This is a genomic window from Pseudomonas sp. FP603 (genome assembly GCF_030687415.1).
Taxonomy (GTDB): domain Bacteria; phylum Pseudomonadota; class Gammaproteobacteria; order Pseudomonadales; family Pseudomonadaceae; genus Aquipseudomonas; species Aquipseudomonas wuhanensis.
The window spans coordinates 6498080-6521439 of the sequence record NZ_CP117431.1; the positions used below are offsets into that span (position 1 = coordinate 6498080).

Here is a 23360-nt window from a genome sequence, read left to right on the forward strand (position 1 = left end):
CTGTCGCCCAGATTGGCGCTCAGATTGGCATTCGGCGGCAATGTGGCAGAGGGAGTCGGCACGGTTAATCCTTGATCATCTGTTAGAGGTTGCTAGCTTGCCGGAGTTTACCGAGCAGGCAAACGTCTGTATATGTATATACAAATAACACACGATGGGGTGCTGAACCATGTCCGCCTTCTTTGCCGAACGCGCGCTGCTGCCTAGTGGATGGGCCAACAATGTACGTCTTGAGGTCAGCGCCGATGGCATGCTGACCCATATCCAGGCCGATTCCCACGCAGATGACGCCGAACGGTTGAGCGGCCCGCTGCTGCCGGGGATGCCGAATTTACACTCACACGCCTTCCAGCGGGCCATGGCCGGACTGGCGGAAGTGGCGGGTAATCCGAACGACAGTTTCTGGACCTGGCGCGATCTGATGTATCGGCTCGTCGGAAAAATCAGCCCGGACCAACTCGGCGTCATCGCCCGTCAGCTGTACATCGAAATGCTCAAGGCCGGCTACACCTCGGTCGCGGAATTTCATTACGTGCACCACGACACCAACGGCCAACCGTATGCAGATTCAGCGGAACTGGCATTGCGCATCAGCCAGGCGGCCAGCAGCGCCGGTATCGGCCTGACCCTGCTGCCGGTGCTCTATAGCCACTCCGGTTTCGGCGGCCAGACCCCGAACGACGGCCAACGCCGTTTTATCAACAGCACCGAAAACTACCTGAAACTTCAGTCGCGCTTGCAGCCGATCCTGGCACAGCAACCGGCCCAATCACTCGGCCTGTGTTTCCACTCGTTGCGTGCGGTAACACCGCAGCAGATCAGTGAAGTGCTGGCGGCCAGCGACAAGCAGTGCCCGGTACACATTCACATTGCCGAACAGCAGAAGGAAGTCGATGACTGCCTGAGCTGGAGTGGTCGCCGTCCGCTGCAATGGCTGTACGAAAACACTGAAGTCGATCAGCGTTGGTGCCTGGTGCACGCGACCCACGCCAACCCGGAAGAAGTTACGCTCATGGCCAAGAGCCGCGCTATCGCTGGCCTGTGCCTGACCACCGAAGCCAACCTCGGCGACGGGATTTTCCCGGCGGTGGATTTCATGGCACAGGGCGGGCGCATGGGCATCGGTTCCGACAGCCATGTGTCGTTAAGCGTGGTGGAAGAATTACGCTGGCTGGAATACGGCCAGCGTCTGCGCGATCAGCGGCGTAATCGTTTGTATGGCGCGGATCAGCCGATGGTCGGCCGCACATTGTACGACGCCGCGCTGGATGGCGGCGCCCAGGCGCTGGGGCAACCGATTGGCGCCCTGGAGGTCGGCAAGCGTGCGGATTGGTTGGTGCTCGATGGCAACGATCCGTATCTGGCGACGGCCAGTGGCGACGGGATTCTCAATCGTTGGTTGTTTGCCGGTGGTGATCGCCAGGTGCGGGATGTGCTGGTCAACGGCCAGTGGGTCGTGCGTGATGGGCGGCATGCCGGGGAAGAAGAGAGTAATCGGGCGTTTACCCAGGTTTTGCGCGATCTCTTGGGCTGACACAAAAAAATGTGGGAGCGAGCCTGCTCGCGATAGGGCCGTCCAATTCAACAGAAGTGTTGACTGACATTCCGCTATCGCGAGCAGGCTCGCTCCCACCTTTTTTGATCTTCGGCGACCGCTAGTTCGAAGTCTTGGCCATCTTGCTATCCGATGCGCGCCAGATCAGCCGCGTCGTGTCATAGCCCTGCTGACGCGCCTTGCTCAGCAGTTCTTCGCGCACGACACCATTGACCGTCGGGGTGCGTGACAGCAGCCAGAGGTGACGGCGGCTCGGGTCGCCGACAATCGCGGTCTTGTAATCATCGCTGACGTACAACACCCAGTACTCTCCCTTCGCCAAACCGGGTATCAGTCGCGAGAACCAGGTATCGAACTCGACCCACAGCTTGTCGGCCTTGCCAGGTACCTGTGGATAAGCCGTGCCTTTGGCCTCTTCCCATTGCCAGTCCGACGTCAGGCAGCGGTTCAGCACCGCCATGTCACCTTCAGGCTTGAGGCTGTAATGGGCTTCGGATTGCGCGCAGTTGCGCTGGAAATACACCGGCAGACGCGCCAGTTCGTACCAGGTTCCCTGGTAGCGCTTGAGGTTGACCGAGTTGACGGTCTTGGGTGCCAACGGATCTACGCCAGAAGTGGCGCAGCCGGCCAATACCAGGCCGGCAAAAAGAACGATCAGTAACCGCTTCATTATTTTTTTCTCCCGCGGGCGAATAGCCCCGGTTTACTTCAGGCCTTGGCCAGAAAACATCAGCACTTTGTCACCGGCGTACTGCACGCTGATAAAGCTGTTTTTGTCACCCCAAGTGCAACTGGACATGCCGAGCGCGCCCGAGCAATCGGTCGGTTTGCCCAGCAAGGTTTCAACCTCGGCCTTGGGCATGCCGGTCGACAGCTTCGAGTAATTTTCCTGATTGATCTTGCCGCACGCTGCCAACAACACGCAGAACGAGAGCAAGGCGATAGATCGCAGCGACATGGTGTAACTCCTGGGGGCGAAGGGAATGGCATGGCTGCCAAGCTGAAGCTTAGAAGAGAAAACCCCTGTCTGGTTCCCTGAGCATTCGGCTATTTATTCGCCCGTCCGTCAGCCTTTTGACGATAAATCAGCGACTTTTTCGCGCCGCTGAGTATTTCGTCGGTTTTCGCAGCAGCCGCCTAATCTTTGGCGCTGGCCAGTCGACATAGAAGCAGCGCAAAGCCTTCCACTGTGGCAAATTGACACCCCTTGTTGACCAGCCCCTTCGCGGTAGCTCATTTAATGACCAGAAACATGAAATTCAGCCACAAAATCCTGTTGGCAGCCGCTCTCGTGGTGGCCGTTGCATTCGCCTGTTTCATCCTGTTCAACGACTACCGCCAGCGGCAGACCCTGCGCAGCAGTACCGAGTCCTCAATGCAGGAACTCGGCAGCCTGACCACCAGCAACATCCAGACCTGGCTGGAAAGCCGCATTCAATTGCTGCAATCACTGTCCCAGCAGATCGCCGTGGACGGCAGCGCCCAGGCTAACCTCAAACGCGCCATCGACCTGCCGGCCTACACCAGCAACTTCCAGCTGAGCTACTTCGGCGGCATCGATGGCGTGATGTTCTCGGTCCCGGCCGGCAATCGCGCGGCAGACTACGACCCGCGCGCCCGTGGCTGGTACAAGGCGGCCAACAACGCGCAACAGACCATCGTCACCGAACCCTACATTGCGGCATCGTCGGGCAAACTGGTGATCACCGTTGCCACGCCAGTGAAGCACCAGAATCAAATGATTGGCGTTGCCGGTGCAGACATTGATCTGTCCAGCGTCAGCGCAATCATCAACTTGCTGAATTTCGGCGGTCATGGCCATGCATTTATCGTCAGCGCCGACGGCAAGATCCTGATCCACCCGGACAGCAAACTGGTGCTCAAGAACCTGGCCGACGCCTATCCCAACGGCGCGCCGAAAATCAGCCCGGGCCTGAAAGAAGTCGAACTGGACGGCAAAACACAGTTCATCTCCTTCACTCACGTTAACGGTGTGCCGTCCGCAGACTGGTACGTGGCGCTGGTGCTGGATAAAGACACCGCGTTCTCGATGCTCAGCGAATTTCGCACCTCGGCGATCATCGCCATGATCATTGCCGTGGTGATCATCATCGCGCTGCTGAGCATGTTGATCCGCGTGCTGATGCAACCGCTGCTGACCATGGGCCGCGCCATGCATGACATCGCCGAGGGTGAAGGTGACCTGACCAAGCGTCTGACCATTCATGGCCAGGACGAATTCGGTGCATTGGGCACCTCGTTCAACCGTTTCGTGGAACGTATTCATACCTCGATCCGTGAAGTGTCTTCGGCTACCGGCCAGGTCAACGAAGTCGCCTTGCGCGTAGTAGCTGCATCGAACTCATCGATGTTCAACTCCGATCAACAGGCCTCTCGCACCAGCAGCGTGGCTGCAGCAATCAACGAATTGGGCGCCGCCGCCCAGGAAATCGCCCAGAACGCCGCCCTCGCCTCGCAACATTCGAGCGACGCCCGTGCCTTGGCCGAAGACGGTCAGCAAGTGGTGGATAAAACCATCGCAGCCATGCAGCAGCTGTCGGCGAAGATCAGCGACTCCTGCGGCAACATCGAAACCCTGAACAGCAACACGGTAAACATCGGTCAGATTCTGGAAGTGATCACCAGCATCTCGCAGCAAACCAACCTGCTGGCGCTCAACGCAGCCATCGAAGCGGCCCGTGCCGGTGAAGCCGGCCGTGGTTTTGCCGTGGTCGCGGATGAGGTGCGCAACCTCGCCCACCGCACTCAGGATTCGGCGCAGCAAGTGCAGAAGATGATCGAAGAACTGCAAGTCGGCGCTCGGGAAGCGGTCAGCACCATGACCGACAGCCAGCGCCAGAGCGAAAGCAGCGTGGGCATCGCCAACCAGGCCGGCGAACGCCTGGGCAGCGTGACGCAGCGTATCGGTGAGATCGACGGGATGAACCAGTCCGTGGCGACCGCGACCGAGGAGCAAACCGCGGTGGTGGAGTCGATCAACGTCGACATCACCGAGATCAACACGCTGAACCAGGAAGGTGTGGAGAACTTGCAGTCGACCTTGCGTGCGTGTGCTGATCTTGAGCAGCAGGCGGCGCGGTTGAAGCAGTTGGTGGGTAGTTTCCGGATCTAGTGTTTTCAAGGGCCCCTTCGCAGGCAAGCCTCGCTCCTGCATTGGCGCATGGAGCGAGGCTTGCCCGCGAAGACGGCATTACTGCAACGTAAATCTAAAACCGAGACCCGACTCTACTGGAAACGTTGGTCGGTGCAGCCTGACGCAGGACTGAATTAAGACTAAACTCAGTCCTATTCAATCTGACGAGGCTCATTCCATGAAGCTTTCATCTCAAATCAAGCCGATCAGTTACCTGAAAAGCCACACTGCGGAAATCGTTAAAACGATCACCGAGAGCCGTGAACCCTTGGTGATCACCCAAAATGGTGAAGCGAAGCTTGTGGTCATGGATGTGAAAAGCTTTGAAGAGCAAGAAGACACAATGGCTCTTTTGAAGCTCTTGGCAATGGGCAATCGGGAGATTGAAGAGGGCAAATTTCGGGATGCCGAAGACGTCTTCGCAGAATTGGACAAGGCCGACCATCAATGAGTTTAAAGGTCGTCATTCTTCAGTCCGCCGAAACAGACCTCAAAGAAATTCGTACCTATCTCACCAAACAATTTTCTACACAGACATGGCAAAACACTTACGCCAATCTGAAGGCAGCCATCCGTCATTTGGGAAGCCAGCCCTATGCCGGGTCAGTCCCGGAAGAGATCGAGAAGCTCAATCTCAGCCAATATCGACAAATTGTCTTAGGAATGAACCGGATCATTTATGAAGTGCGGGAGCAAACGGTCTACGTCCACATCATTGCCGATACACGGAAAAACCTGCCGACATTGCTCATGAAGCGACTGTTACAAGGGAATCCGTGAGTTCACAGCCCATCAGAACCGCGATCCCGGCCCATTCAAAAACTCCAGCTCCTCAGCCGTAGATTCGCGCCCCAACACCGCATTGCGATGGGGAAACCGTCCAAATCGCGCAATGATCTTCTGATGCCGCTCGGCATAATCCAGGTTGTCGGCAAACACCGCCCGATCCGCCACCGGTTGCTGTTCAACCAGATCAAGAAACCGCGAAACCGCTTCGTTCTGCACGGCCAGATTTTCGCAGTGCTCGAACACCAGGTAGATAAACACCCGCTGGATCGGCCGCAGTTGCCGATCGAAATCCGCAGCAATGCCTTGCGCTACCAGTGCCTGAGCCCTGAGATCGCCGGAAAAGGATTTGGGAGTGTCGCGAAAGATCATTCGCGGGAGTTGATCGAGCAACAGCACCAGGGCCAGCCAACCTTCGGGGCGTTGCGCCCAGTCAGTCAATCCGCCGGCCAGTGCCTGCTCGACCCAGCCCCCGAAACGCGTCTGCGCTTCGAGGTCCTGGCTGTCGCGTTTGCCAAACCATAACTTGCCCTTGTCAGCCGCTATATCGTGGGGGGATTCGAGGGTTCCGAACCACCATTCGAGCAACGGCTGCCAGGGCGCGGTCATGTTTATTCCTTGTGGTAAGCCGTGACGCGGGCGACTTCTTCTTTAGAGCCGAGGAACACCGCAACACGCTGGTGCAGGCCTTCCGGCTGGATGTCGAGGATGCGCTGGTGGCCGTCAGTGGATGCGCCACCCGCTTGTTCCACCAGGAACGACATCGGGTTGGCTTCGTACATCAGGCGCAGCTTGCCCGGCTTCGACGGCTCGCGGCTGTCGCGTGGGTACATGAACAGACCGCCACGGGTCAGGATACGGTGCACGTCGGCGACCATCGCGGCGACCCAGCGCATGTTGTAGTTCTTCTTCAGCGGGCCTTCATCGCCAGCCAGCAATTCGTCGACGTAACGTTGTACCGGCGCTTCCCAGTGACGCTTGTTGGACGCGTTGATCGCGAATTCCTGCGTGGATTCAGGGATCGTGATGTCTTCATGGGTCAGCACAAAGCTGCCCATTTCACGGTCGAGGGTGAAGCCTTTGACGCCATTGCCCAAGGTCAGCACCAGCATGGTCTGTGGGCCGTAAATCGCATAACCGGCGGCAACCTGCTGAGTGCCTGGCTGCAGGAAGGCCTTTTCGTTCAAAGGCTCGTTCTGGGTCAGGTATTCGTTCGGGCAACGCAGTACGGAGAAGATCGTACCGACCGGCGCGTTGATGTCGATGTTCGACGAACCGTCCAGTGGGTCGAATACCAGCAGGTACGCGCCTTTCGGGTATTTGCCCGGGATCTGATAGGCATTGTCCATTTCTTCGGATGCCATGCCGGCCAGGTGACCGCCCCATTCGTTGGCTTCGAGCAGGATGTCGTTGGACATCACATCAAGCTTCTTCTGCACTTCACCCTGGACGTTTTCAGTGCCCATGCTGCCCAGAACGCCACCCAGGGCGCCTTTGGAGACGGCGTGGCTGATTTCCTTGCAAGCACGCGCCACCACTTCGATCAGGAAACGCAGATCGGCAGGAGTGTTGTTGCTGCGGGTCTGCTCAATCAAATAGCGACTCAAGGTAACGCGGGACATGGAAGGCTCCGGTGGAATGGGGGGCTAAAAACCCGCGCAGTTTAACGCGAGTCGGGGCGCATTTCCTCCTATCAGACGTGATACACCCAATAGAGTTCATGTGCGGGGTTGAGCGTAGTTCGAAATGATGCCGTGATTGGCGGCAGTTTGAATATTTTTGGTAGCCGGAAGGACACCTTCGCGGGCAAGCCTCGCTCCTTCAGGTAATCCACCAATCCTGTGGGAGCGAGGCTTGCCCGCGATCTGGCGCGAAGCGCCAGCCTAGGATTTGACGGGTGGTTTGCGCAGCAAGCTGAACGCCATGGCGCCCAAAAACAGCACACTGAGCAACAGCACCGCCCACAACCCGAATTTCTTCCAGTTCGTGTCCGCCCCCGTTGGCACGGTCGCCGCCGGAGTCACCACGACCCCACCCTCCACCGTCGCCTTGCCCAACGCCGCCAGCTTCGCAGCGCTGTAATCCGGTATCAGCGTCGACAACGGCAAGCTCGCCGCCTTCACCGTCGCACTCCCCAGCGCCAGCGTAAAAGGCCCGGCCCCGCGCGCCAGGAACACCAGTTGCGTGGAGCGCACGGCAAATCGGATGGTCGGTGCTTCGGCGCCCAGGCCACCGCCGCGCTCATCCACCGTCAGCTTCAATTGCTGCACGGTCTGGCCTGGCAGCTGCAATTCGTTCTGCACCACGTCCTGGCCATTCTGGGTCAATCGATAGAGCAAACCGCTGGTCAGCGTTTGCCACGGCAGGCTGGTTTCCCGGCGACCCGACAATGTCACCGGTGCCAGGCTGTTGGGTTGATTCAGCTCGATCTGCAAGCGCTGGACGTTCAACCCCATCGGCAATTGCCAGGTGTACTCACCGGCCTTCACGCTGGTGCCAGCCAACGGTTGCGACCAGACCAACGGCAGCGGCAAGGTGCGAGGATTGGTGCTTTCCAGTTGCGCCGAAGTCAGCACGGGTGCCGACTGCGGTGAACTCCACAGCAAGCGCAAGTAGCGCGCCGATTGCCCCGGCAAGCCGACTTCATGTTGCTCGACCCGTTCGTCGGCAAACGTCAGACGCGCCACCTGCCCTTCACCCCACGACTGCCAATGCTGCAAATCGTCGCTGGCTTCAATGCTGAAACGCTGGAAACCATCGCGATCACTGGTCCAATCAAGGATCAATTGCTGTAACGGCGCCTTGATTCGACTGGCATCGAGCAACCAGCCGCGCAGCTCTTCTTCACCTGCCTCCAACTGGCTGGACGGCTGCACTTCGATCAACGTGCCGTTGGTGTTCGATTGCACGCGCACACTCGGCGCGCGTTCGGTGGCATCCGCCGAGTTGTACAACGGGAACCACTTTACGTCGTTCAGCGTGCGGTTTTCGCGGGTCTGCGCGGGTTCCCGGGCCAGGGCATACGCCTGAGGCTCACCGGCGGCGTTGAACACGCGTAGATCGCTGAGATCGGTTTGCCGCGCTTTCAGTTGCACGCCCAAGGGTAATTCCAGGCGATACCACGGCCCCTCGCCACTCACCGATAACGGCACCTGCGCGGCAAAGTCCGCCGGTTTTTCCTGCGCGCCGGCCGACAGTGTCACACCCAACACCACAGCCCCCCACCAGCCCAGGTTCAGCTTCTGACTCAAGACGACACTCCTTCGGTTTCAGGGGCCGGTTTTTCAACATCCGGCACAGCTTCGGCACGCTTGGGCGGCAGCGGAGCGAAATAGCCCACCACCAACAGCAACACGCCAACGCCGATAAACGACACGATCCGCGCCAGCCCGCCGCGGTTACTCAATTCAACGAAGAACAGCTTGGCGACCACCAACGCGATCAGCGCCGCGCCGATCAGCCAGACTTCGCGGCGATGACGCAGATGCCCACCGATCATCAGACTCAGGGCCATCAAGGTCCAGACGATGGACAGCCCGGCCTGCACCAGCATCGATTCGAGCAGCAGATCCAGCGCGAACGGCACGCCGCCCCAGTGATGGGCCGCGCGCATCACCAGCGCGGTGAAGAAGACGAACAACGAAACACCGGCAATCACTTGCGTGGCGTTATCGGCGTAATCCTTGCGAATCGCCAGTTGCGTCACGGCGCTGCGAGACCAGACGTAAACGCCGAACAACGCAAACAACAGGCCCAACTCCAACGGGTTAATCAGCGGCACATACGGCAACGGCTCGGCGGTGCCGTCGCTGGCGATGTTCGCCAACCAGAACCAGCCGAGCATCAAAAACGCCAACGGCGCAGCGGCATAGAGCCGGTACTCGCGGGAATACTCCGACACCGGCCATGGCCACGCACGCGGTGCTGCCATCAGCACCAGATACAGGCTCGGCAGAATCGCCCAGCCCAGCCAGCGCCAGGCGTTGTACTGCTCCGACAACAGCAGCAAGCCGTAACGCAACTCCAGGGCCAGCACGCCGATCAACAGCCAGCAACCGAGCACATGGGCGGTGCTCAGGGCTCTTGCGGGCAGCGTCGGCGCCAGACGCCGCAGGGAGATGAAATGCACGACGAACACTGCAGCCCAAACCAGCCAGCCGAAGTTGGCGGCCGGGTGATAACGCGAATGCCAGGCCGCGAGCAACACCAGACCGGCGGCCGGAATCAGCAAGGTGCAGAGCAAGCCCAGCGACGACCACTTCAGGCGCAGCGCCAATACCGTCCACAGCGCGACACTCACGGCGGCGACGGCCAGCAACAAAGTGGCTTGCAGATTTAAAGGTGCAAAGCGCAGCACTTCGCTGACCCACGCCAGCGCCCACCAACCCGCGCCCCACACCAGCAACACTTCGGACAAGCGCTGCAGGCTCAACCCATCGAAGGCCGAAGCATGGTTGCCGAGCTGCAAACGCCAGGCCCCGACGAATGCGGCCAGCCCCAGCACTAGCGGCGTCCAGAAACCGCTATGTGCCAACGGTCGCAACCCTTCGCTGAGCAGCGGGCCGAGCAGGTCCGGGCCCGGCGAACAGGAACGCAGCGCCACCGATCACCTGCAACAGCAGACCAAAGACAAAACTCACACGCTGCTTCAGGTACAGGCTCAGCCAGATGATGAACAAACCACTGGCGGCCCACACCGCGCTCGCGGTTTGCCACGGCAACACGAACAATACGGCGAGGTTGATCAGCACCAGACCGGCCAGCAACACCACTGACAAGCTGCGCAGCAAACGCACATCGCTGCGCACCATTTCGTCGCGGGCCGCCAGCAACATCCCGGCAATCAACGCCAGCCCGATCAGGGACGCGCTGAGCAAACCGCTCCAACCGGCGCTGAACACCGCAGTCGACTCACCACCCGCCCCTTGCAGCCGCAACAGGAACAATGCACCGCCGAGCAGTTGCACGGCGAACGCGGTGAACAGGAACGTTCGCGATTGCAGGCGCAGGCCGACAAACAGCGTCGCCAACCCGGCCAGCGCCCAACTGATCGCCGTGCCATGAGTGAAGAAAAACAGCGGCGCCAGCAGATAAAGGAACGTCAGCCCCAGACAGGCCAGCACCGGCAGCCCTTGGCGCTCCCACTTTGAGGCCTGTTCGGGCAACGCTTTGCGCAATTGGTAAAAGCTGAACAGCAACGCCACGCCGAGCATCAATGCCCCCAGCGGGGCGCCATCAAGCAGGCTGCTCTCGCCGCTGCGCAGCTCGCTGAGAAAGGCCAGTGCCGAGCCCAGTTGCAGCAGCAAGGCAAAGGCTCGCGCCAGCGGTCGTTGTTGACGCAGGCCGAGCCAGAAAATCCCCGCGCCTTCCACGGCCCAGGCGGCCGCGGTCCAACGCGCGTCGAGCCCCAAGGGGATCGCCAGGCTGGCGAAGATCACCCCCAGTGCCAGACAAGTTTCCGCCAACAACAATGCTCGACCGCCCATCAGCAACCGGGCCAGCCCCATGTAAATCATGCCCAGCGCCAAGGCGCTGAAAGCGGCGGCAAATTCCAGATGCTCCACCAGCGCGAACTGCAAACCGAAACCCACCAGCGGTGGCGCGAACAATAGGGTGCCGTCGACGTAATCGCCCTTGCGCGCCGACCAGTGCAACAGTGCCTCGCGGCTGTCGTCCTCGGGGGCGTCGCTCATTTCCAGCAGTTTGCGCCGGGCGAACAACAGGCCGATGGCCAGGTACATCAGGAAAAACAGAATCAGGAACGGCTCGGTACTCCACAACAATTCCGGCGTATAGGAACGCAGACCCCAGGCCAACCCGATGCCAAAGGTGCCGACAAAACCGATCAGGTTGAGCAACCGCCAGGCCTTGAACCACGCGATGGCAAGGATGCCGGCGTTGAGCAGAGCAAAGTAGCTGAACAGCGCGACATGGTTGCCGGCGCCGGTGGAGGTCAGGATCGGCGCGGCGAAACCGCCCAGGGCGGCAGCGGCGGCCAGGCCCAAGGCGTTCTGGGTAATGGCGAGAATCGCCGAGAACACCGTCACCACCACCAGCAGCCCCAGTGCCGCCGTCGGGTCGAGCAACGGGTGCAAACGCATCGCGGCAAACACTGTCAGGTACAACACCGCAATCCCGGTGCCTTGCAGCATCAGTGCGTAATTGCTGTTGCGCAGGCGCAACCACCAGCCCAGCGCGAGCAAGCCCAAGGCGGCCGCCGCGACACCGGCGTAACGCAATTCGACCGGCACCACCATGCCTTCAGTGGCGTAGCGCAACAGGAAGGCCAAACCGAGGAACAACAGCACCACGCCGACCCGCAGCACGGTATTGCCGCCAAAGAGCCAGTTGCGTGCGCCGCTGATGGCGCGTTCGATGAAGTTCGGGCCGCGCGGCGCCGCCGGTTGCTGTGGTTCGCGGGCGACTGGCTCGGGTTTCCAGGCATCAGCGGGCGGCGGACGACTGGCTTCGGCCGCGGCCGCCGTGATGGGTTCGAGTTCGGGCGGTAGCTCCCAGATCAGCTCCGGGGCTGCGACAGGGGCTTGCTCAAGAATGATTTCAGGGGATGGAACCGGTTCGCTGGCCGCAGGTTCACTGGCTTCAGGTGTTTTGACGCCCGAGACTTCCAGCAACGCCAGTCGTTGCTCGACCGCATTCAGCGCAACCTGCGCCTGATCGAGCAAGCGCTGCTGCTCGGCGGTTTGAGTATTCAAGCGGCTGATGCGCAGGGCCTGGCCAATACCCAGCCCGAGCAAAGCGCCTAACAGCGCGCCGCTGAATGACTCGTCGAGTAGCCAGCCCAACAGCAACCCAATCAGCATGAACATCCATTGCATGGTCGATATCCCTAAGCGGCCCATTGCCTTGTGGCGTTTGCACTGACGTCATCGCGGGCAAGCCTCGCTCCCACAGGTTTTGCACAGATCGCAAGAACGATATATGACCTGTAGGAGCGAGGCTTGCCCGCGATTGACCGCGCAGCGGTCACCGAAACATCCGGAGAACCTGGCGCTTAGTATATCGGTCCGGCCCAACAACCGTCGGGCCTGACTCGCAATTATTGCTAAAAGTTACTCCAATGCTTTCCAAATATCCGTGGCGTACTCGCGAATGGTCCGGTCGGACGAGAACCAGCCCATCCGCGCGCTGCTCAATACCGCCGAGCGCCACCACTCTTTGGAGTCGTGCCAGTGAGCCTCGACCCGCATCTGAGCGTTCCAGTAAGAGTCGAAATCGGCGCAGACCAGGAAGCGGTCGTAGTCCACCAGCGAATCAATCAGCGTGGTGTAACGGGACGGATCGTCCGGTGAGAACACCCCACCGCGAATCGCTTGCAGCACATCGTTGAGTCGATGGGAGGCGGCAATGTCCGGTGCCGCGTTGAACTCATGGTTGAACTTGCGCGCCTCCACTTGCTCGGCGCTAAGGCCAAAGATGAACATGTGTTCGACACCAATGCGCTCGCTCATCTCCACGTTGGCCCCGTCCAGGGTACCGATGGTCAGCGCGCCGTTGAGGCCGAATTTCATGTTGCTGGTGCCTGAGGCTTCGAAGCCGGCGGTGGAGATCTGTTCCGACAAGTCCGCCGCCGGAATGATGCTTTCGGCCAGGCTGACGTTGTAGTTGGGCAAGAACACCACTTTGAGCAAACCACGTACGGTCGGGTCGTTGTTGACCACCCGGGCGATGTCGTTGGTCAGTTTGATGATCAACTTGGCCTGGTGATAACTGGCCGCCGCTTTGCCAGCGAAGATTTTCACCCGCGGCACCCAGTCGATTTCCGGTTCGGCACGAATCGCCTGATACAGCGCGACAGTGTGCAGCAGGTTGAGCAACTGACGTTTGTATTCGTGGATCCGTTTAACCTGCACGTCGAACATCGCCGCCGGATTGATCGCGACCCCCAGCCGTTCATGAATCAGGTACGCCAGGGCTTTCTTGCTGTGCAGCCGCTGTTCGGCGAACTGTTTACGGAACGCAGGTTTCTCGGCGAACGGCTCCAGCCCTATCAAGCGCTCTTCAGGGTTATCCAGCAGATCCGGGCCAAGGGCGTCGACCATCATCGAGGTCAGCTCGGGGTTGGCCTGATAGAGCCAGCGGCGGAAGGTAATGCCGTTGGTCTTGTTGTTGATCCGCTCCGGATAGAGTTTATGCAACTCGGAAAACACCGTGCTGCGCATCAGCTGCGTGTGCAGGCCGGACACGCCATTAACGCTGTGAGAACCAAGGAATGCCAGGTTGCCCATGCGCACGCGACGACCGTTGTCTTCCTCGATCAGCGACACTGCACGCAACACGTCGAAATCGTGAACGCCCTTGGCCCGCAATGAGTCGATGTGCTGGGCGTTGATCAAATAAATGATCTGCATGTGCCGTGGCAGCATCCGCTCCATCAAACCGACCGGCCAGGTTTCCAGCGCTTCCGGCAACAGCGTGTGGTTGGTGTACGACAGCGTGTCGACCGTAACTTGCCATGCCGCATCCCACGCCACGTCATAGACGTCGACCAACTGACGCATCAACTCGGCCACGGCGATCGAGGGGTGAGTGTCGTTGAGTTGAATGGCCGCGTGATCGCCCAAGGTCAGCACCGAAGTGTGCATGTTGCGATGGCGGCGCAGCAAATCCTGCAGGGACGCGGCAACAAAGAAGTATTCCTGACGCAGGCGCAGTTCCTGGCCGGCATCGGTGCTGTCCGCCGGGTAGAGCACGCGGGAGATACTTTCGGCCCGGGCCACTTCGGCTACCGCGCCCAAATGGTCGCCAGCGTTGAAGCGCTCCAGGTGCAACTCTTCCATGGCCCGGGCACGCCACAGTCGCAGCGTGTTGACACTCGCGCCGCGCCAACCGACCACCGGGGTGTCATAGGCAATGGCCCGCACGGTTTCCGCCGGGGACCAGACTTGCCTGGATTTGCCGTTCTCATCGGTCACGGTTTCGACACTGCCGCCGAAGCCGATCGGGTAAGCAACCTCCGGCCGTTCAAACTCCCATGGGTTACCGAAATCCAGCCAGTGTTCGGTCTGCTCCTGCTGCCAGCCATCGACGATGGCCTGGCGGAACAAACCGTGTTCGTAACGAATGCCGTAACCATGGCCGGCGATGCCCAGGGTCGACATGCTTTCCATGAAGCACGCCGCCAGACGCCCGAGACCTCCGTTGCCCAGTGCCGCATCGGGCTCCAGCAGACGGATGCGTTCCATGTCGACGCCGAGTTCAGTCATGGCCTCGCGGGCCACATCGAGCAGACCAAGGTTGCTCAAGCTGTCGTAGAGCAAGCGGCCGATAAGGAATTCAAGGGAGAGGTAATAAACCCGTTTCTGGCCTTTGCGGTAGATCTGCCGGGTGTGGTCCATCCAGTGCTCGACCATGTGATCACGTGCCGCCAGGGCAATGGCTTCGAACCAGTCGTGGTCGAAGGCGTGATCCGGGTCTTTACCCACCGCGTAAGTGAGCTTGGTCAAGACGGCGTCGCGGAATGCGGCCACCTCTGCTTCGCGAACAAGTGGTTCTTGAGTCATCGATAGGACCTCGAGCGAGCGTGAAGTTGTCTGAGCCTAGTCGGTCTGACAGACCATTGAGACTCTGGTTCGGCAGTTTTCCCTGTTAGTGCGAGATAGATCGACATTACGTTGTCGCGTGCCAGAAACAATGCAGGGGCCGTGCCGGACACAGGGATTATTTTGCGCCAAGAGAAAAAAATCTGGCGAAAGGTTGTTCAAAAATCCACCAGTCCCGGTATGATCGCGCGCCCTGATGCACACGCTGGTAACAACCGATGATGAAGCCCAACCTGATCGCCGCCGCGGAGATCGATCGCCTCGATACCTGGGCCAAGTACTCTGCCCCGATGTGCGGTTCCTGCGTGTCCAGCTGCTGTACCTTGCCAGTCGAGGTCAAGATCAAGGATCTGATCCGTATCGGCATCGTCGATGAGTTCGAGCGTGGCGATCCGCCGAAGAACATCGCCAAGCGTTTGCAGAAGGAAGGGATCGTCGAGCGCTATAACCAGAAGTCCGAGATCTTCACCCTTCAGCGCATGAGCAACAACGATTGCCTGTACCTGGATCGCAAGAGCCGTCTGTGCACTATTTATGATAAGCGCCCGGACACCTGCCGCAACCACCCGAAGATCGGACCGCGACCGGGGTATTGCGCGTACAAGCCCAAAGAAGTGGTGCGCGAGAGCAATCCGCGGACGCTGGACAAGTTCTGATCCAGAATCCCGCTGCCTGACGGGGCCCCATCGCGTGCAAGCCCGCTCCCACAGGGTTCAGCACTGAACACAGATTATGTAAACACCACAAATCACTGTGGGAGCGGGCTTGCCCGCGATGGGGCCCGAACTGACACCACACAAACCCCAGACACAAAAAAACGCCCCCGACCTTGCGGTCGGGGGCGTTTTTTTAAGCGCTAACTAAGTCGAAACTCAGTTACCGGCTTTCTTGGCAGCGCGGGTACGCTCGCTTTCGCCCAGGATCTTCTTGCGAAGACGGATGGACTTAGGAGTGACTTCGCACAATTCGTCTTCTTGAACGAATTCCAGAGCCTGCTCCAGAGTGAAGCGGATAGGCGGAACCAGAGCGATGGTTTCGTCTTTACCCGAAGCACGCATGTTGTCGAGCTTCTTGCCTTTGGTTGGGTTGACGCCCAGGTCGTTGTCGCGGCTGTTGATGCCGACGATTTGACCTTCGTACACGTCTTCACCGTGACCCAGGAACAGTTTGCCGCGAGCTTGCAGGGTTTCCAGCGAGTAAGTCAGCGCCTTACCGGTAGCAACCGAAACCAGCACGCCGTTCTGACGGCCGGACATGTCGCCGGACTTCATCACGTCGTAACGGTCGAAGATCGAGGTCAGGATACCTGCACCGGAGGTCAGGGTCAGGAACTCGTTACGGAAACCGATCAGGCCACGAGCCGGGATGTTGTACTCAAGGCGCACACGGCCCTTGCCATCCGGAACCATGTTGGTCAGGTCGCCTTTACGGATACCGATCTGCTCCATGATCGAACCTTGCGATTCTTCTGGCAGGTCGATGGTCACGTTTTCGTACGGTTCGTGCTTGACGCCGTCAACCATGCGGATGATCACTTCCGGACGACCAACACCCATTTCGAAGCCTTCGCGACGCATGGTTTCGATCAGTACCGAGAGGTGCAGCTCACCACGGCCGGAGACTTTGAACTTGTCGGCGGTGTCGCCTTCTTCAACGCGCAGAGCAACGTTGTAGAGCAGTTCTTTGTCCAGACGTTCCTTGATGTTACGGCTGGTGACGAACTTGCCTTCTTTACCGCAGAAAGGCGAGTCGTTTACCTGGAAGGTCATGGAAACGGTTGGCTCGTCAACGGTCAGCGGCTTCATCGCTTCGACGTTCAGTGGGTCGCACAGAGTGTCGGAGATGAACAGCTGGTCGAAGCCGCTGATGCAGACGATGTCGCCGGCAGCTGCTTCTTCAACGTCGATGCGGTGCAGGCCGTGGTGACCCATCAGCTTCAGGATACGACCGTTACGCTTCTTGCCGTCGGCGTCGATAGCGACAACCGGAGTGTTCGGCTTGATGCGACCACGAGCGATACGGCCAACGCCGATAACACCCAGGAAGCTGTTGTAGTCCAGAGCGGAGATTTGCATCTGGAACGGACCGTCACGGTCGACTTTCGGCGCAGGTACGTTGTCGACGATCGACTGGTACAGCGGGGTCATGTCTTCAGCCATGTCGGTGTGTTCCAGACCGGCAATGCCGTTCAGGGCCGAGGCGTAGACGACTTTGAAGTCCAGCTGTTCTTCGGTGGCACCGAGGTTGTCGAACAGGTCGAAGATCTGGTCCAGAACCCAGTCCGGACGCGCGCCTGGACGGTCAACCTTGTTGATCACCACGATTGGACGCAGGCCGGCTTCGAAAGCCTTCTTGGTCACGAAACGGGTTTGCGGCATAGGGCCGTCTTGAGCGTCAACCAGCAGCAGAACGGAGTCAACCATCGACATTACGCGTTCAACTTCGCCGCCGAAGTCGGCGTGGCCCGGGGTGTCCACGATGTTGATGTGGTAGCCGTTCCAGTTGATGGCGGTGTTTTTCGCCAGAATGGTAATACCGCGCTCTTTCTCCTGGTCGTTGGAGTCCATCACGCGCTCGTCGTTGAGCTCGTTGCGCTCCAGGGTGCCGGATTGACGCAAGAGTTTGTCTACCAGGGTGGTTTTACCATGGTCAACGTGAGCAATGATGGCGATGTTGCGTAGATTTTCGATCACTTGTGTATCTCGATCAGAGGATTCGGTGTGCTGACAAGTCTTGGCAGCGATTTACAGTAGAGTCCGGCAAAGCCGTTACAGCTTGACGGCGGCGTCGGGGGGCCGGTGACGCAGGCCACAGGCAAACAGCCCCGGGCACTTAGCTCGGTCGATAAACGCGCACATTGGCATGCCCCTCACTGAGCAAATGGTGGGCATGCAGGCGACTCATCACGCCTTTGTCGCAATACAACAGGTACTGGCGAGTAGGGTCCAGTTCCTTGAAACGAGCGTTCAATGCATAAAACGGCATCGTCTGCACCTCAATGCCAGCAAGTTCCAGCGGCTCGTCTTCAGCGGCATCCGGGTGACGGATGTCGATGATGATCTGGCCCGCCAGTGCTTCGCTGACTTCTTCGATCTGCAAATCCTGGCCCAATTCGTCGATCACGCGATCGATCGGCACCAGTTTGGCGTTCTCGAGCGCACGCTCAAGCACCGCCATGTCGAATTCTTTCTCTTCATGCTCCACACGCGGACGCTTGGCGTGGGTCTTTGGGTTCACCGAGATGACCCCGCAGTATTCCGGCATGTGCTTGGCGAAATCGGCAGTACCGATTTCGTTGGCCAGGTCGATGATGTCCTGCTTGTGACTGGCGATCAGCGGACGCAAGACCAGCTTGTCGGTCACGCAGTCGATCACGGACAGGTTCGGCAACGTCTGGCTCGACACCTGGGAAATCGCTTCGCCGGTGACCAGCGCTTCGATCTCCAGCCGATCAGCAATACGGGAAGCAGCGCGCAACATCATACGCTTCAAAACTACACCCATATGACTGTTATCGACTTTCCCGAGAATTTCTCCCAGTACTTCCTCGAACGGCACACTGACAAATAACACGCGTTGGGAGCTGCCGTACTTCTTCCAGATGAAGTGCGCGACTTCCATGACGCCCAGTTCATGGGCACGTCCGCCCAGATTGAAGAAGCAGAAATGGCTCATCAGCCCGCGGCGCATGATCTGGTAGGCGGCGACGGTGGAATCGAAGCCGCCGGACATCAGTACAAGCGTCTGTTCCAGGGCACCCAGCGGATAACCGCCGATGCTGTTGTGCTGGCTGTGGATCACGAACAACCGTTTGTCGCGAATTTCGATGCGAACTTCAATTTCCGGCTCTTTGAGCGAGATTCCGGCGGCGCCACACTGACGACGCAGTTGGCTGCCGACGTATTTCTCGACGTCCATGGAGCTGAACTCGTGCTTGCCGGCACGCTTGCAGCGCACCGAAAAGATCTTCCCGGCCAGGGCGTCACCGAAATGCTGCTTGCACTTGGCGACGATGTCGTCGAAGTCGCCCAACGGGTATTCATCGACCTGCAGGAAATGCGCGATGCCCGGCATGCAGCTCAGGCGCTCGGTCATCTCCTTCAGGGCTTTCGGCTCGCTGACGCGGGTTTCCAGCTCGAGATTGTCCCACACACCGTTCACCACCACGGCCGGGTCCAGATCGCGGAGCACGGTACGGATGTTTTTGGCCAACTGGCGGATGAAACGCATCCGTACCGGGCGGCTCTTGATGGTGATCTCGGGGAAGACTTTTACGATTAGTTTCATGAAAACAGCGCGCGCTGGGCCAGCCGAAAAAGGGGGGCGCGGATTATAGCGGAAATTGCTCAAGGTTTAACCAGTTAATGTGCAGAAGGTTTTGCGCGCACCAAAACAGGTCATTTATGGATTTCAACGCTACATTACAGGGCGAGGTTTGGCGCTTTTCGAGGCTTTGCACCTTTATAAGCGTGATATTGGGGCAAAAAACCCATGGTGGGGCACTGGCATGCAATTTGCTCCCTTGTGAGGCAGGTTGCCTTGGCAGAGTATTCGCGCCGGCATCACCCACATTCTAAGGGCATCCACTACTAAGCCCGAAGCCACCCGGAGGACACTATGTCGAAGTCGGTTCAACTCATCAAAGATCATGACGTCAAGTGGATTGATCTGCGCTTCACGGACACCAAAGGCACTCAGCACCACGTGACCATGCCGGCTCGCGATGGGCTGGATGAAGCTTTCTTCGAAGAAGGCAAAATGTTCGACGGTTCCTCCATCGCTGGCTGGAAAGGCATCGAAGCTTCCGACATGATCCTGATGCCGGACGACAGCACTGCCGTTCTCGACCCGTTCACCGAAGAGCCGACCCTGATCCTGGTTTGCGACGTGATCGAGCCTTCGACCATGCAAGGCTACGACCGTGATCCACGTGCGATCGCCAAGCGTGCCGAGGAATACCTGAAATCGACCGGTATCGGCGACACCGTATTCGTGGGCCCAGAGCCAGAGTTCTTCATCTTCGACGAAGTGAAGTTCAAGTCCGACATCTCCGGTTCGATGTTCAAAATCTTCTCCGAACAAGGTTCGTGGATGTCCGACCAGGACGTGGAAGGCGGCAACAAAGGCCACCGTCCAGGCGTCAAAGGCGGCTACTTCCCTGTTCCGCCGTTCGACCACGACCACGAAATCCGTACCTCCATGTGCAACGCCATGGAAGAAATGGGCCTGGTCATCGAAGTTCACCACCACGAAGTGGCGACTGCCGGTCAGAACGAAATCGGCGTGAAGTTCAACACCCTGGTGGCCAAGGCTGACGAAGTTCAGACCCTGAAATACTGCGTACACAACGTTGCTGACGCATACGGCCGCACCGCGACCTTCATGCCTAAGCCTCTGTACGGCGATAACGGTTCGGGTATGCACGTTCACCTGTCCATCGCCAAAGATGGCAAGAACACCTTCGCTGGCGAAGGCTATGCCGGCCTGTCCGATACCGCTCTGTACTTCATTGGCGGCATCATCAAGCACGGTAAGGCTCTGAACGGCTTCACCAACCCGTCGACCAACTCCTACAAGCGTCTGGTCCCAGGTTTCGAAGCTCCAGTGATGCTGGCTTACTCGGCTCGCAACCGTTCGGCTTCGATCCGTATTCCTTACGTGTCCAGCCCTCGCGCTCGCCGTATCGAAGCTCGCTTCCCGGATCCAGCAGCCAACCCGTACCTGGGCTTCGCTGCACTGTTGATGGCTGGCCTGGACGGCATCCAGAACAAGATCCACCCTGGCGACGCAGCTGACAAAAACCTGTACGACCTGCCGCCTGAAGAGGCGAAAGAGATCCCACAAGTTTGCGGCAGCCTGAAAGAAGCCTTGGAAGAGCTGGACAAAGGTCGTGCGTTCCTGACCAAAGGCGGCGTGTTCTCCGATGACTTCATCGACGCTTACATCGCTCTGAAAAGCGAAGAAGAAATCAAGGTTCGTACCTTCGTACACCCACTGGAATATGAGCTGTACTACAGCTGCTGATCCGGTAACGCCGCGCTACGCGGCGTGACAAAAGAGAGGCCTCCTTCGGGAGGCCTTTTTTATGGGCGACCGTCTGTCATCGGATACCCGGTTGCGTGCATCATGGCCTTCATCCGATAAAGCCGAGATGCCCCATGCGCCTACACCCATGCCTTGCCCTGCTCACCGCCCTGCTGGCCAACAGCGCTTTTGCCAGCCCGGCACCTGCCGCCCTCGCTCTGTTGCTTGGCACCATCGAAGAACGTCTGGCGATTGCCGATCAGGTCGCGCTGAGCAAATGGGACAGCGGTAAACCGGTCGAAGACCGGCAGCGCGAGCGCGAAGTCATTGCCGCCGCCGTCGCCCTGGCACCTGCCTATAAATTGAGCAACGAAGCCGTCGAACAGTTCTTCTCGGCGCAGATCGAGGCCAACAAGCTGGTGCAATACGCGCATCTGTCTGACTGGCATGCGCAAGGCAAGGCGCCCAACGACCCTCGCCCCGATCTCGTCGGGCAGATCCGCCCACAACTTGATCAGTTACAAAAACGCCTGCTGCAACAACTGGCCGATTTCAGTCCTTATCGCAACGACCCGCAGTGCCCGTCGTGGCTGGCCAAGGCCAATAAAACCGGCGCCCAAGCGCCATTGCGCGGGCTTGCCCAGGTACGCGCCACCGCTGAGTTGTGCAGCGCCAGCCGCTGAGCCGACCTGCCGACGTGCGCTGAAGTGCTCTATGCTCAGCGCTTAGTCGCCATGAACGGAACAGGGCCGGACACTTGCCCAACGGCCAATGGAAGCCTGCAATGCGCTCATTGTTGTTATGCCTGCTTGTTCTGATCGCCCTGCCCGCCGCCGCGCAGATCTACAAGTACACCGACGCCAACGGCAACACCGCGTACAGCAATCAACCGCCCGATGGCGTAAAGGCTCAGCCCGTGGAGTTGCCACCGCTCAACAGCGTCGAGCTTCAACCGCCGAGCGAGCCTGTAGCGCCTGCGCAAGCCAGTAGCCGTGAACAACCCGGCAGCGCCTATCAGGTGCTGGAATTGACGGGGCTGCCCACCGAAGAAGCCTTGCGCGCCAACAATGGCACGTTCACGGTCAGCGTATTGATCCAGCCGCGCCTGCAAGGCTCTCATCGATTGAGGCTGTTACTGGACGATCAACCCTACGGCCAACCGAGCAACGTACCGATTCTGCAACTGGTGAACATCGACCGTGGCGAACACCGCCTCGCGGTTCAGGTGATCAATGGGCAAGACGTCGTGCAACAGAGCCCCACTGTGACCTTCACCGTGCAACGGGTGCATAAGCCTTGAGGGTCTGGCTGTTGGTCGCTTGCCTGATCAGTCTCCCGGCAATGGCCGAGGTCTTCACTTACATCGACGCCCAAGGCAACCGGGTTTTCACTGATCAACCGGGCACCCGTAATGCCAAGCGTGTGCCACTGGCGACCAGCAATCGAATGTCGGCCAACCCGAGCGGCGCCGCGCCAATGACGGCCGCGAAAAACCAGGCCAAACCCCTGTTTCATTACGACATGCTTCGTGTGCTGGTGCCGGAGCCGGATGCCACGATCCGTAGCACTGCCGGTGAATTGATCGTCAGCGTTACCAGCGAACCCGGCCTGCAACAGGGCCATCGCTATCGTCTGCTGCTGGATGGCCAACCCACCGCCGAGCCGGGCCCGAGCCCGGTGTTCGCCCTGAGCGACATCGACCGCGGCAGCCACCATCTGTCGGTGGAGATCCTCGACGAACAGGGCCGTACCGTCGAACGCACGGCCAACCAACCCTTCCATATGCAGCGCATTTCCCTCGCGCAGAAACGTCAGGTCAAACCCTGCGTCCTCAGCGACTACGGCCAACGGCCGGAATGCCCCCTCAAAGACAAACCTGAAGAAGAAAGCTCCTTCTGGCGCTAATACCAGTCAGTTAAGGCGCAGAACCTGTGGGAGCGTGGCTTGCCCGCGAAGAACGATGACGCGTAATACCTGAAAAACCGCGGTGCATTCTTCGCGGGCAAGCCACGCTCCCACAGGATTCTCGTCGCTCAAATGTCTTCACCACAGGCTCTGCACTTGGCCTGACCTCCTTCCTGCCCTTCTTCTAACTTCGTTCAGGTTTGCGCACTATATTGGTGCAATAGAGTGCACAGTACTCACATCCCAACCCATTTTGGTTCGAAAGTACCCGCGAAAGCTGGCAGAACGCCACGCAAATGAGCGTCAAACGCCTGTTTCAGGCTCTAAACGCTTCTTTTCGGAGCCTTGGTTTGGTTTTTGCATTTTCCCCGTATCG

17 protein-coding genes and 2 pseudogenes are annotated in these 23360 nt (G+C 59.1%); 10 read left to right on the plus strand and 9 right to left on the minus strand.

What is annotated here, in order from left to right; genetic code table 11:
• Positions 1–169 precede the first annotated feature (169 nt).
• On the plus strand, positions 170–1534 hold the full coding sequence (locus tag PSH65_RS29930; protein ID WP_305424099.1) for a formimidoylglutamate deiminase: 1365 nt from the start codon (positions 170–172) through the stop codon (positions 1532–1534).
• Between the two features lie 121 nt (positions 1535–1655).
• Here PSH65_RS29930 and PSH65_RS29935 read toward each other — a convergent pair whose 3' ends face one another.
• Together PSH65_RS29935 and PSH65_RS29940 are read right to left on the minus strand one after the other, a co-directional pair.
• On the minus strand, positions 1656–2225 hold the full coding sequence (locus PSH65_RS29935) for a lipocalin family protein (RefSeq protein WP_305424101.1): 570 nt from the start codon (positions 2223–2225) through the stop codon (positions 1656–1658).
• A 33-nt stretch (positions 2226–2258) separates the two neighbouring features.
• Positions 2259–2513 carry a hypothetical protein gene (locus tag PSH65_RS29940; RefSeq protein WP_007907841.1) on the minus strand — a complete coding sequence of 85 codons (255 nt, stop codon included), beginning with the start codon at positions 2511–2513 and terminating at the stop codon, positions 2259–2261.
• Positions 2514–2807: 294 nt separating this feature from the next.
• Between PSH65_RS29940 and PSH65_RS32020 the strand changes: the two are divergent.
• The 4 genes and pseudogenes from PSH65_RS32020 to PSH65_RS29955 all read left to right on the plus strand — a co-directional run.
• A pseudogene (locus tag PSH65_RS32020) lies at positions 2808–3830 on the plus strand (cache and HAMP domain-containing protein); the annotation flags it as partial.
• 93 nt (positions 3831–3923) lie between these two features.
• Positions 3924–4688 carry a methyl-accepting chemotaxis protein gene (locus tag PSH65_RS32025; protein WP_370694726.1) on the plus strand — a complete coding sequence of 255 codons (765 nt, stop codon included), beginning with the start codon at positions 3924–3926 and terminating at the stop codon, positions 4686–4688.
• 199 nt (positions 4689–4887) lie between these two features.
• Positions 4888–5160 carry a type II toxin-antitoxin system Phd/YefM family antitoxin gene (locus PSH65_RS29950; protein ID WP_305424106.1) on the plus strand — a complete coding sequence of 91 codons (273 nt, stop codon included), beginning with the start codon at positions 4888–4890 and terminating at the stop codon, positions 5158–5160.
• A complete protein-coding gene (locus tag PSH65_RS29955) occupies positions 5157–5489 on the plus strand; it encodes a type II toxin-antitoxin system RelE/ParE family toxin (protein WP_305424107.1) in 333 nt (110 codons plus the stop codon). Before PSH65_RS29950 ends, PSH65_RS29955 begins: the two co-directional genes overlap by 4 nt.
• Before the next feature lie 12 nt (positions 5490–5501).
• On the opposite strand, the gene PSH65_RS29960 is transcribed toward PSH65_RS29955, so the two are convergent.
• The 5 genes and pseudogenes from PSH65_RS29960 to PSH65_RS29980 form a co-directional block, all read right to left on the minus strand.
• On the minus strand, positions 5502–6104 hold the full coding sequence (locus tag PSH65_RS29960) for a DUF924 family protein (RefSeq protein ID WP_305424108.1): 603 nt from the start codon (positions 6102–6104) through the stop codon (positions 5502–5504).
• Positions 6105–6106: 2 nt separating this feature from the next.
• Entirely contained in the window at positions 6107–7117 is a 1011-nt protein-coding gene (locus PSH65_RS29965; protein ID WP_007933966.1) for a class 1 fructose-bisphosphatase, read from the minus strand.
• Between the two features lie 261 nt (positions 7118–7378).
• Positions 7379–8746, minus strand: coding sequence for a DUF3999 domain-containing protein (locus tag PSH65_RS29970; protein ID WP_305424109.1), 1368 nt, complete (start codon positions 8744–8746; stop codon positions 7379–7381).
• A pseudogene (locus PSH65_RS29975) lies at positions 8743–12331 on the minus strand (DUF2339 domain-containing protein). The gene PSH65_RS29970 and the pseudogene PSH65_RS29975 overlap by 4 nt, the downstream one beginning before the upstream one ends.
• A 234-nt stretch (positions 12332–12565) precedes the next feature.
• A complete protein-coding gene (locus PSH65_RS29980; RefSeq protein WP_305424110.1) occupies positions 12566–15016 on the minus strand; it encodes a glycogen/starch/alpha-glucan phosphorylase in 2451 nt (816 codons plus the stop codon).
• A gap of 257 nt (positions 15017–15273) precedes the next feature.
• Here PSH65_RS29980 and PSH65_RS29985 point away from each other — a divergent pair, with 257 nt between their 5' ends.
• Positions 15274–15711, plus strand: coding sequence for a YkgJ family cysteine cluster protein (locus tag PSH65_RS29985; RefSeq protein ID WP_030129267.1), 438 nt, complete (start codon positions 15274–15276; stop codon positions 15709–15711).
• Between the two features lie 216 nt (positions 15712–15927).
• On the opposite strand, the gene typA is transcribed toward PSH65_RS29985, so the two are convergent.
• Both typA and thiI read right to left on the minus strand, forming a co-directional pair.
• Positions 15928–17748, minus strand: coding sequence for a translational GTPase TypA (typA, locus tag PSH65_RS29990; RefSeq protein WP_007907857.1), 1821 nt, complete (start codon positions 17746–17748; stop codon positions 15928–15930).
• A 139-nt stretch (positions 17749–17887) separates the two neighbouring features.
• Positions 17888–19342, minus strand: coding sequence for a tRNA uracil 4-sulfurtransferase ThiI (gene thiI / locus PSH65_RS29995; protein ID WP_008005335.1), 1455 nt, complete (start codon positions 19340–19342; stop codon positions 17888–17890).
• Positions 19343–19672: 330 nt separating this feature from the next.
• Here thiI and glnA point away from each other — a divergent pair, with 330 nt between their 5' ends.
• The 4 genes from glnA to PSH65_RS30015 all read left to right on the plus strand — a co-directional run bounded on the left by glnA (position 19673) and on the right by PSH65_RS30015 (position 22984).
• Positions 19673–21079, plus strand: a complete 1407-nt coding sequence (glnA, locus tag PSH65_RS30000; protein ID WP_007907861.1) for a glutamate--ammonia ligase — start codon at positions 19673–19675, stop codon at positions 21077–21079.
• Positions 21080–21213: 134 nt separating this feature from the next.
• On the plus strand, positions 21214–21762 hold the full coding sequence (locus PSH65_RS30005) for a chorismate mutase (RefSeq protein ID WP_305424112.1): 549 nt from the start codon (positions 21214–21216) through the stop codon (positions 21760–21762).
• Positions 21763–21863: 101 nt separating this feature from the next.
• The gene (locus PSH65_RS30010) at positions 21864–22379 is read left to right on the plus strand and encodes a DUF4124 domain-containing protein (protein ID WP_305424113.1); all 516 of its coding nucleotides are present in this window, start codon (positions 21864–21866) and stop codon (positions 22377–22379) included.
• A 41-nt stretch (positions 22380–22420) separates the two neighbouring features.
• Complete coding sequence (locus PSH65_RS30015; RefSeq protein WP_370694727.1) at positions 22421–22984, plus strand: DUF4124 domain-containing protein; 564 nt, start codon at positions 22421–22423, stop codon at positions 22982–22984.
• The last annotated feature ends 376 nt before the right edge of the window (positions 22985–23360 follow it).

Coding starts and splice junctions, on each gene's coding strand:
- PSH65_RS29930 (WP_305424099.1), top strand. CDS start 170: ATGTCCGCCTTCTTTGCCGAACGCGCGCTGCTGCCTAGTGGATGGGCC.
- PSH65_RS29935 (WP_305424101.1), bottom strand. CDS start 2,225: ATGAAGCGGTTACTGATCGTTCTTTTTGCCGGCCTGGTATTGGCCGGC.
- PSH65_RS29940 (WP_007907841.1), bottom strand. CDS start 2,513: ATGTCGCTGCGATCTATCGCCTTGCTCTCGTTCTGCGTGTTGTTGGCA.
- PSH65_RS32025 (WP_370694726.1), top strand. CDS start 3,924: ATGTTCAACTCCGATCAACAGGCCTCTCGCACCAGCAGCGTGGCTGCA.
- PSH65_RS29950 (WP_305424106.1), top strand. CDS start 4,888: ATGAAGCTTTCATCTCAAATCAAGCCGATCAGTTACCTGAAAAGCCAC.
- PSH65_RS29955 (WP_305424107.1), top strand. CDS start 5,157: ATGAGTTTAAAGGTCGTCATTCTTCAGTCCGCCGAAACAGACCTCAAA.
- PSH65_RS29960 (WP_305424108.1), bottom strand. CDS start 6,104: ATGACCGCGCCCTGGCAGCCGTTGCTCGAATGGTGGTTCGGAACCCTC.
- PSH65_RS29965 (WP_007933966.1), bottom strand. CDS start 7,117: ATGTCCCGCGTTACCTTGAGTCGCTATTTGATTGAGCAGACCCGCAGC.
- PSH65_RS29980 (WP_305424110.1), bottom strand. CDS start 15,016: ATGACTCAAGAACCACTTGTTCGCGAAGCAGAGGTGGCCGCATTCCGC.
- PSH65_RS29985 (WP_030129267.1), top strand. CDS start 15,274: ATGATGAAGCCCAACCTGATCGCCGCCGCGGAGATCGATCGCCTCGAT.
- thiI (WP_008005335.1), bottom strand. CDS start 19,342: ATGAAACTAATCGTAAAAGTCTTCCCCGAGATCACCATCAAGAGCCGC.
- glnA (WP_007907861.1), top strand. CDS start 19,673: ATGTCGAAGTCGGTTCAACTCATCAAAGATCATGACGTCAAGTGGATT.
- PSH65_RS30005 (WP_305424112.1), top strand. CDS start 21,214: ATGCGCCTACACCCATGCCTTGCCCTGCTCACCGCCCTGCTGGCCAAC.
- PSH65_RS30010 (WP_305424113.1), top strand. CDS start 21,864: ATGCGCTCATTGTTGTTATGCCTGCTTGTTCTGATCGCCCTGCCCGCC.
- PSH65_RS30015 (WP_370694727.1), top strand. CDS start 22,421: ATGGCCGAGGTCTTCACTTACATCGACGCCCAAGGCAACCGGGTTTTC.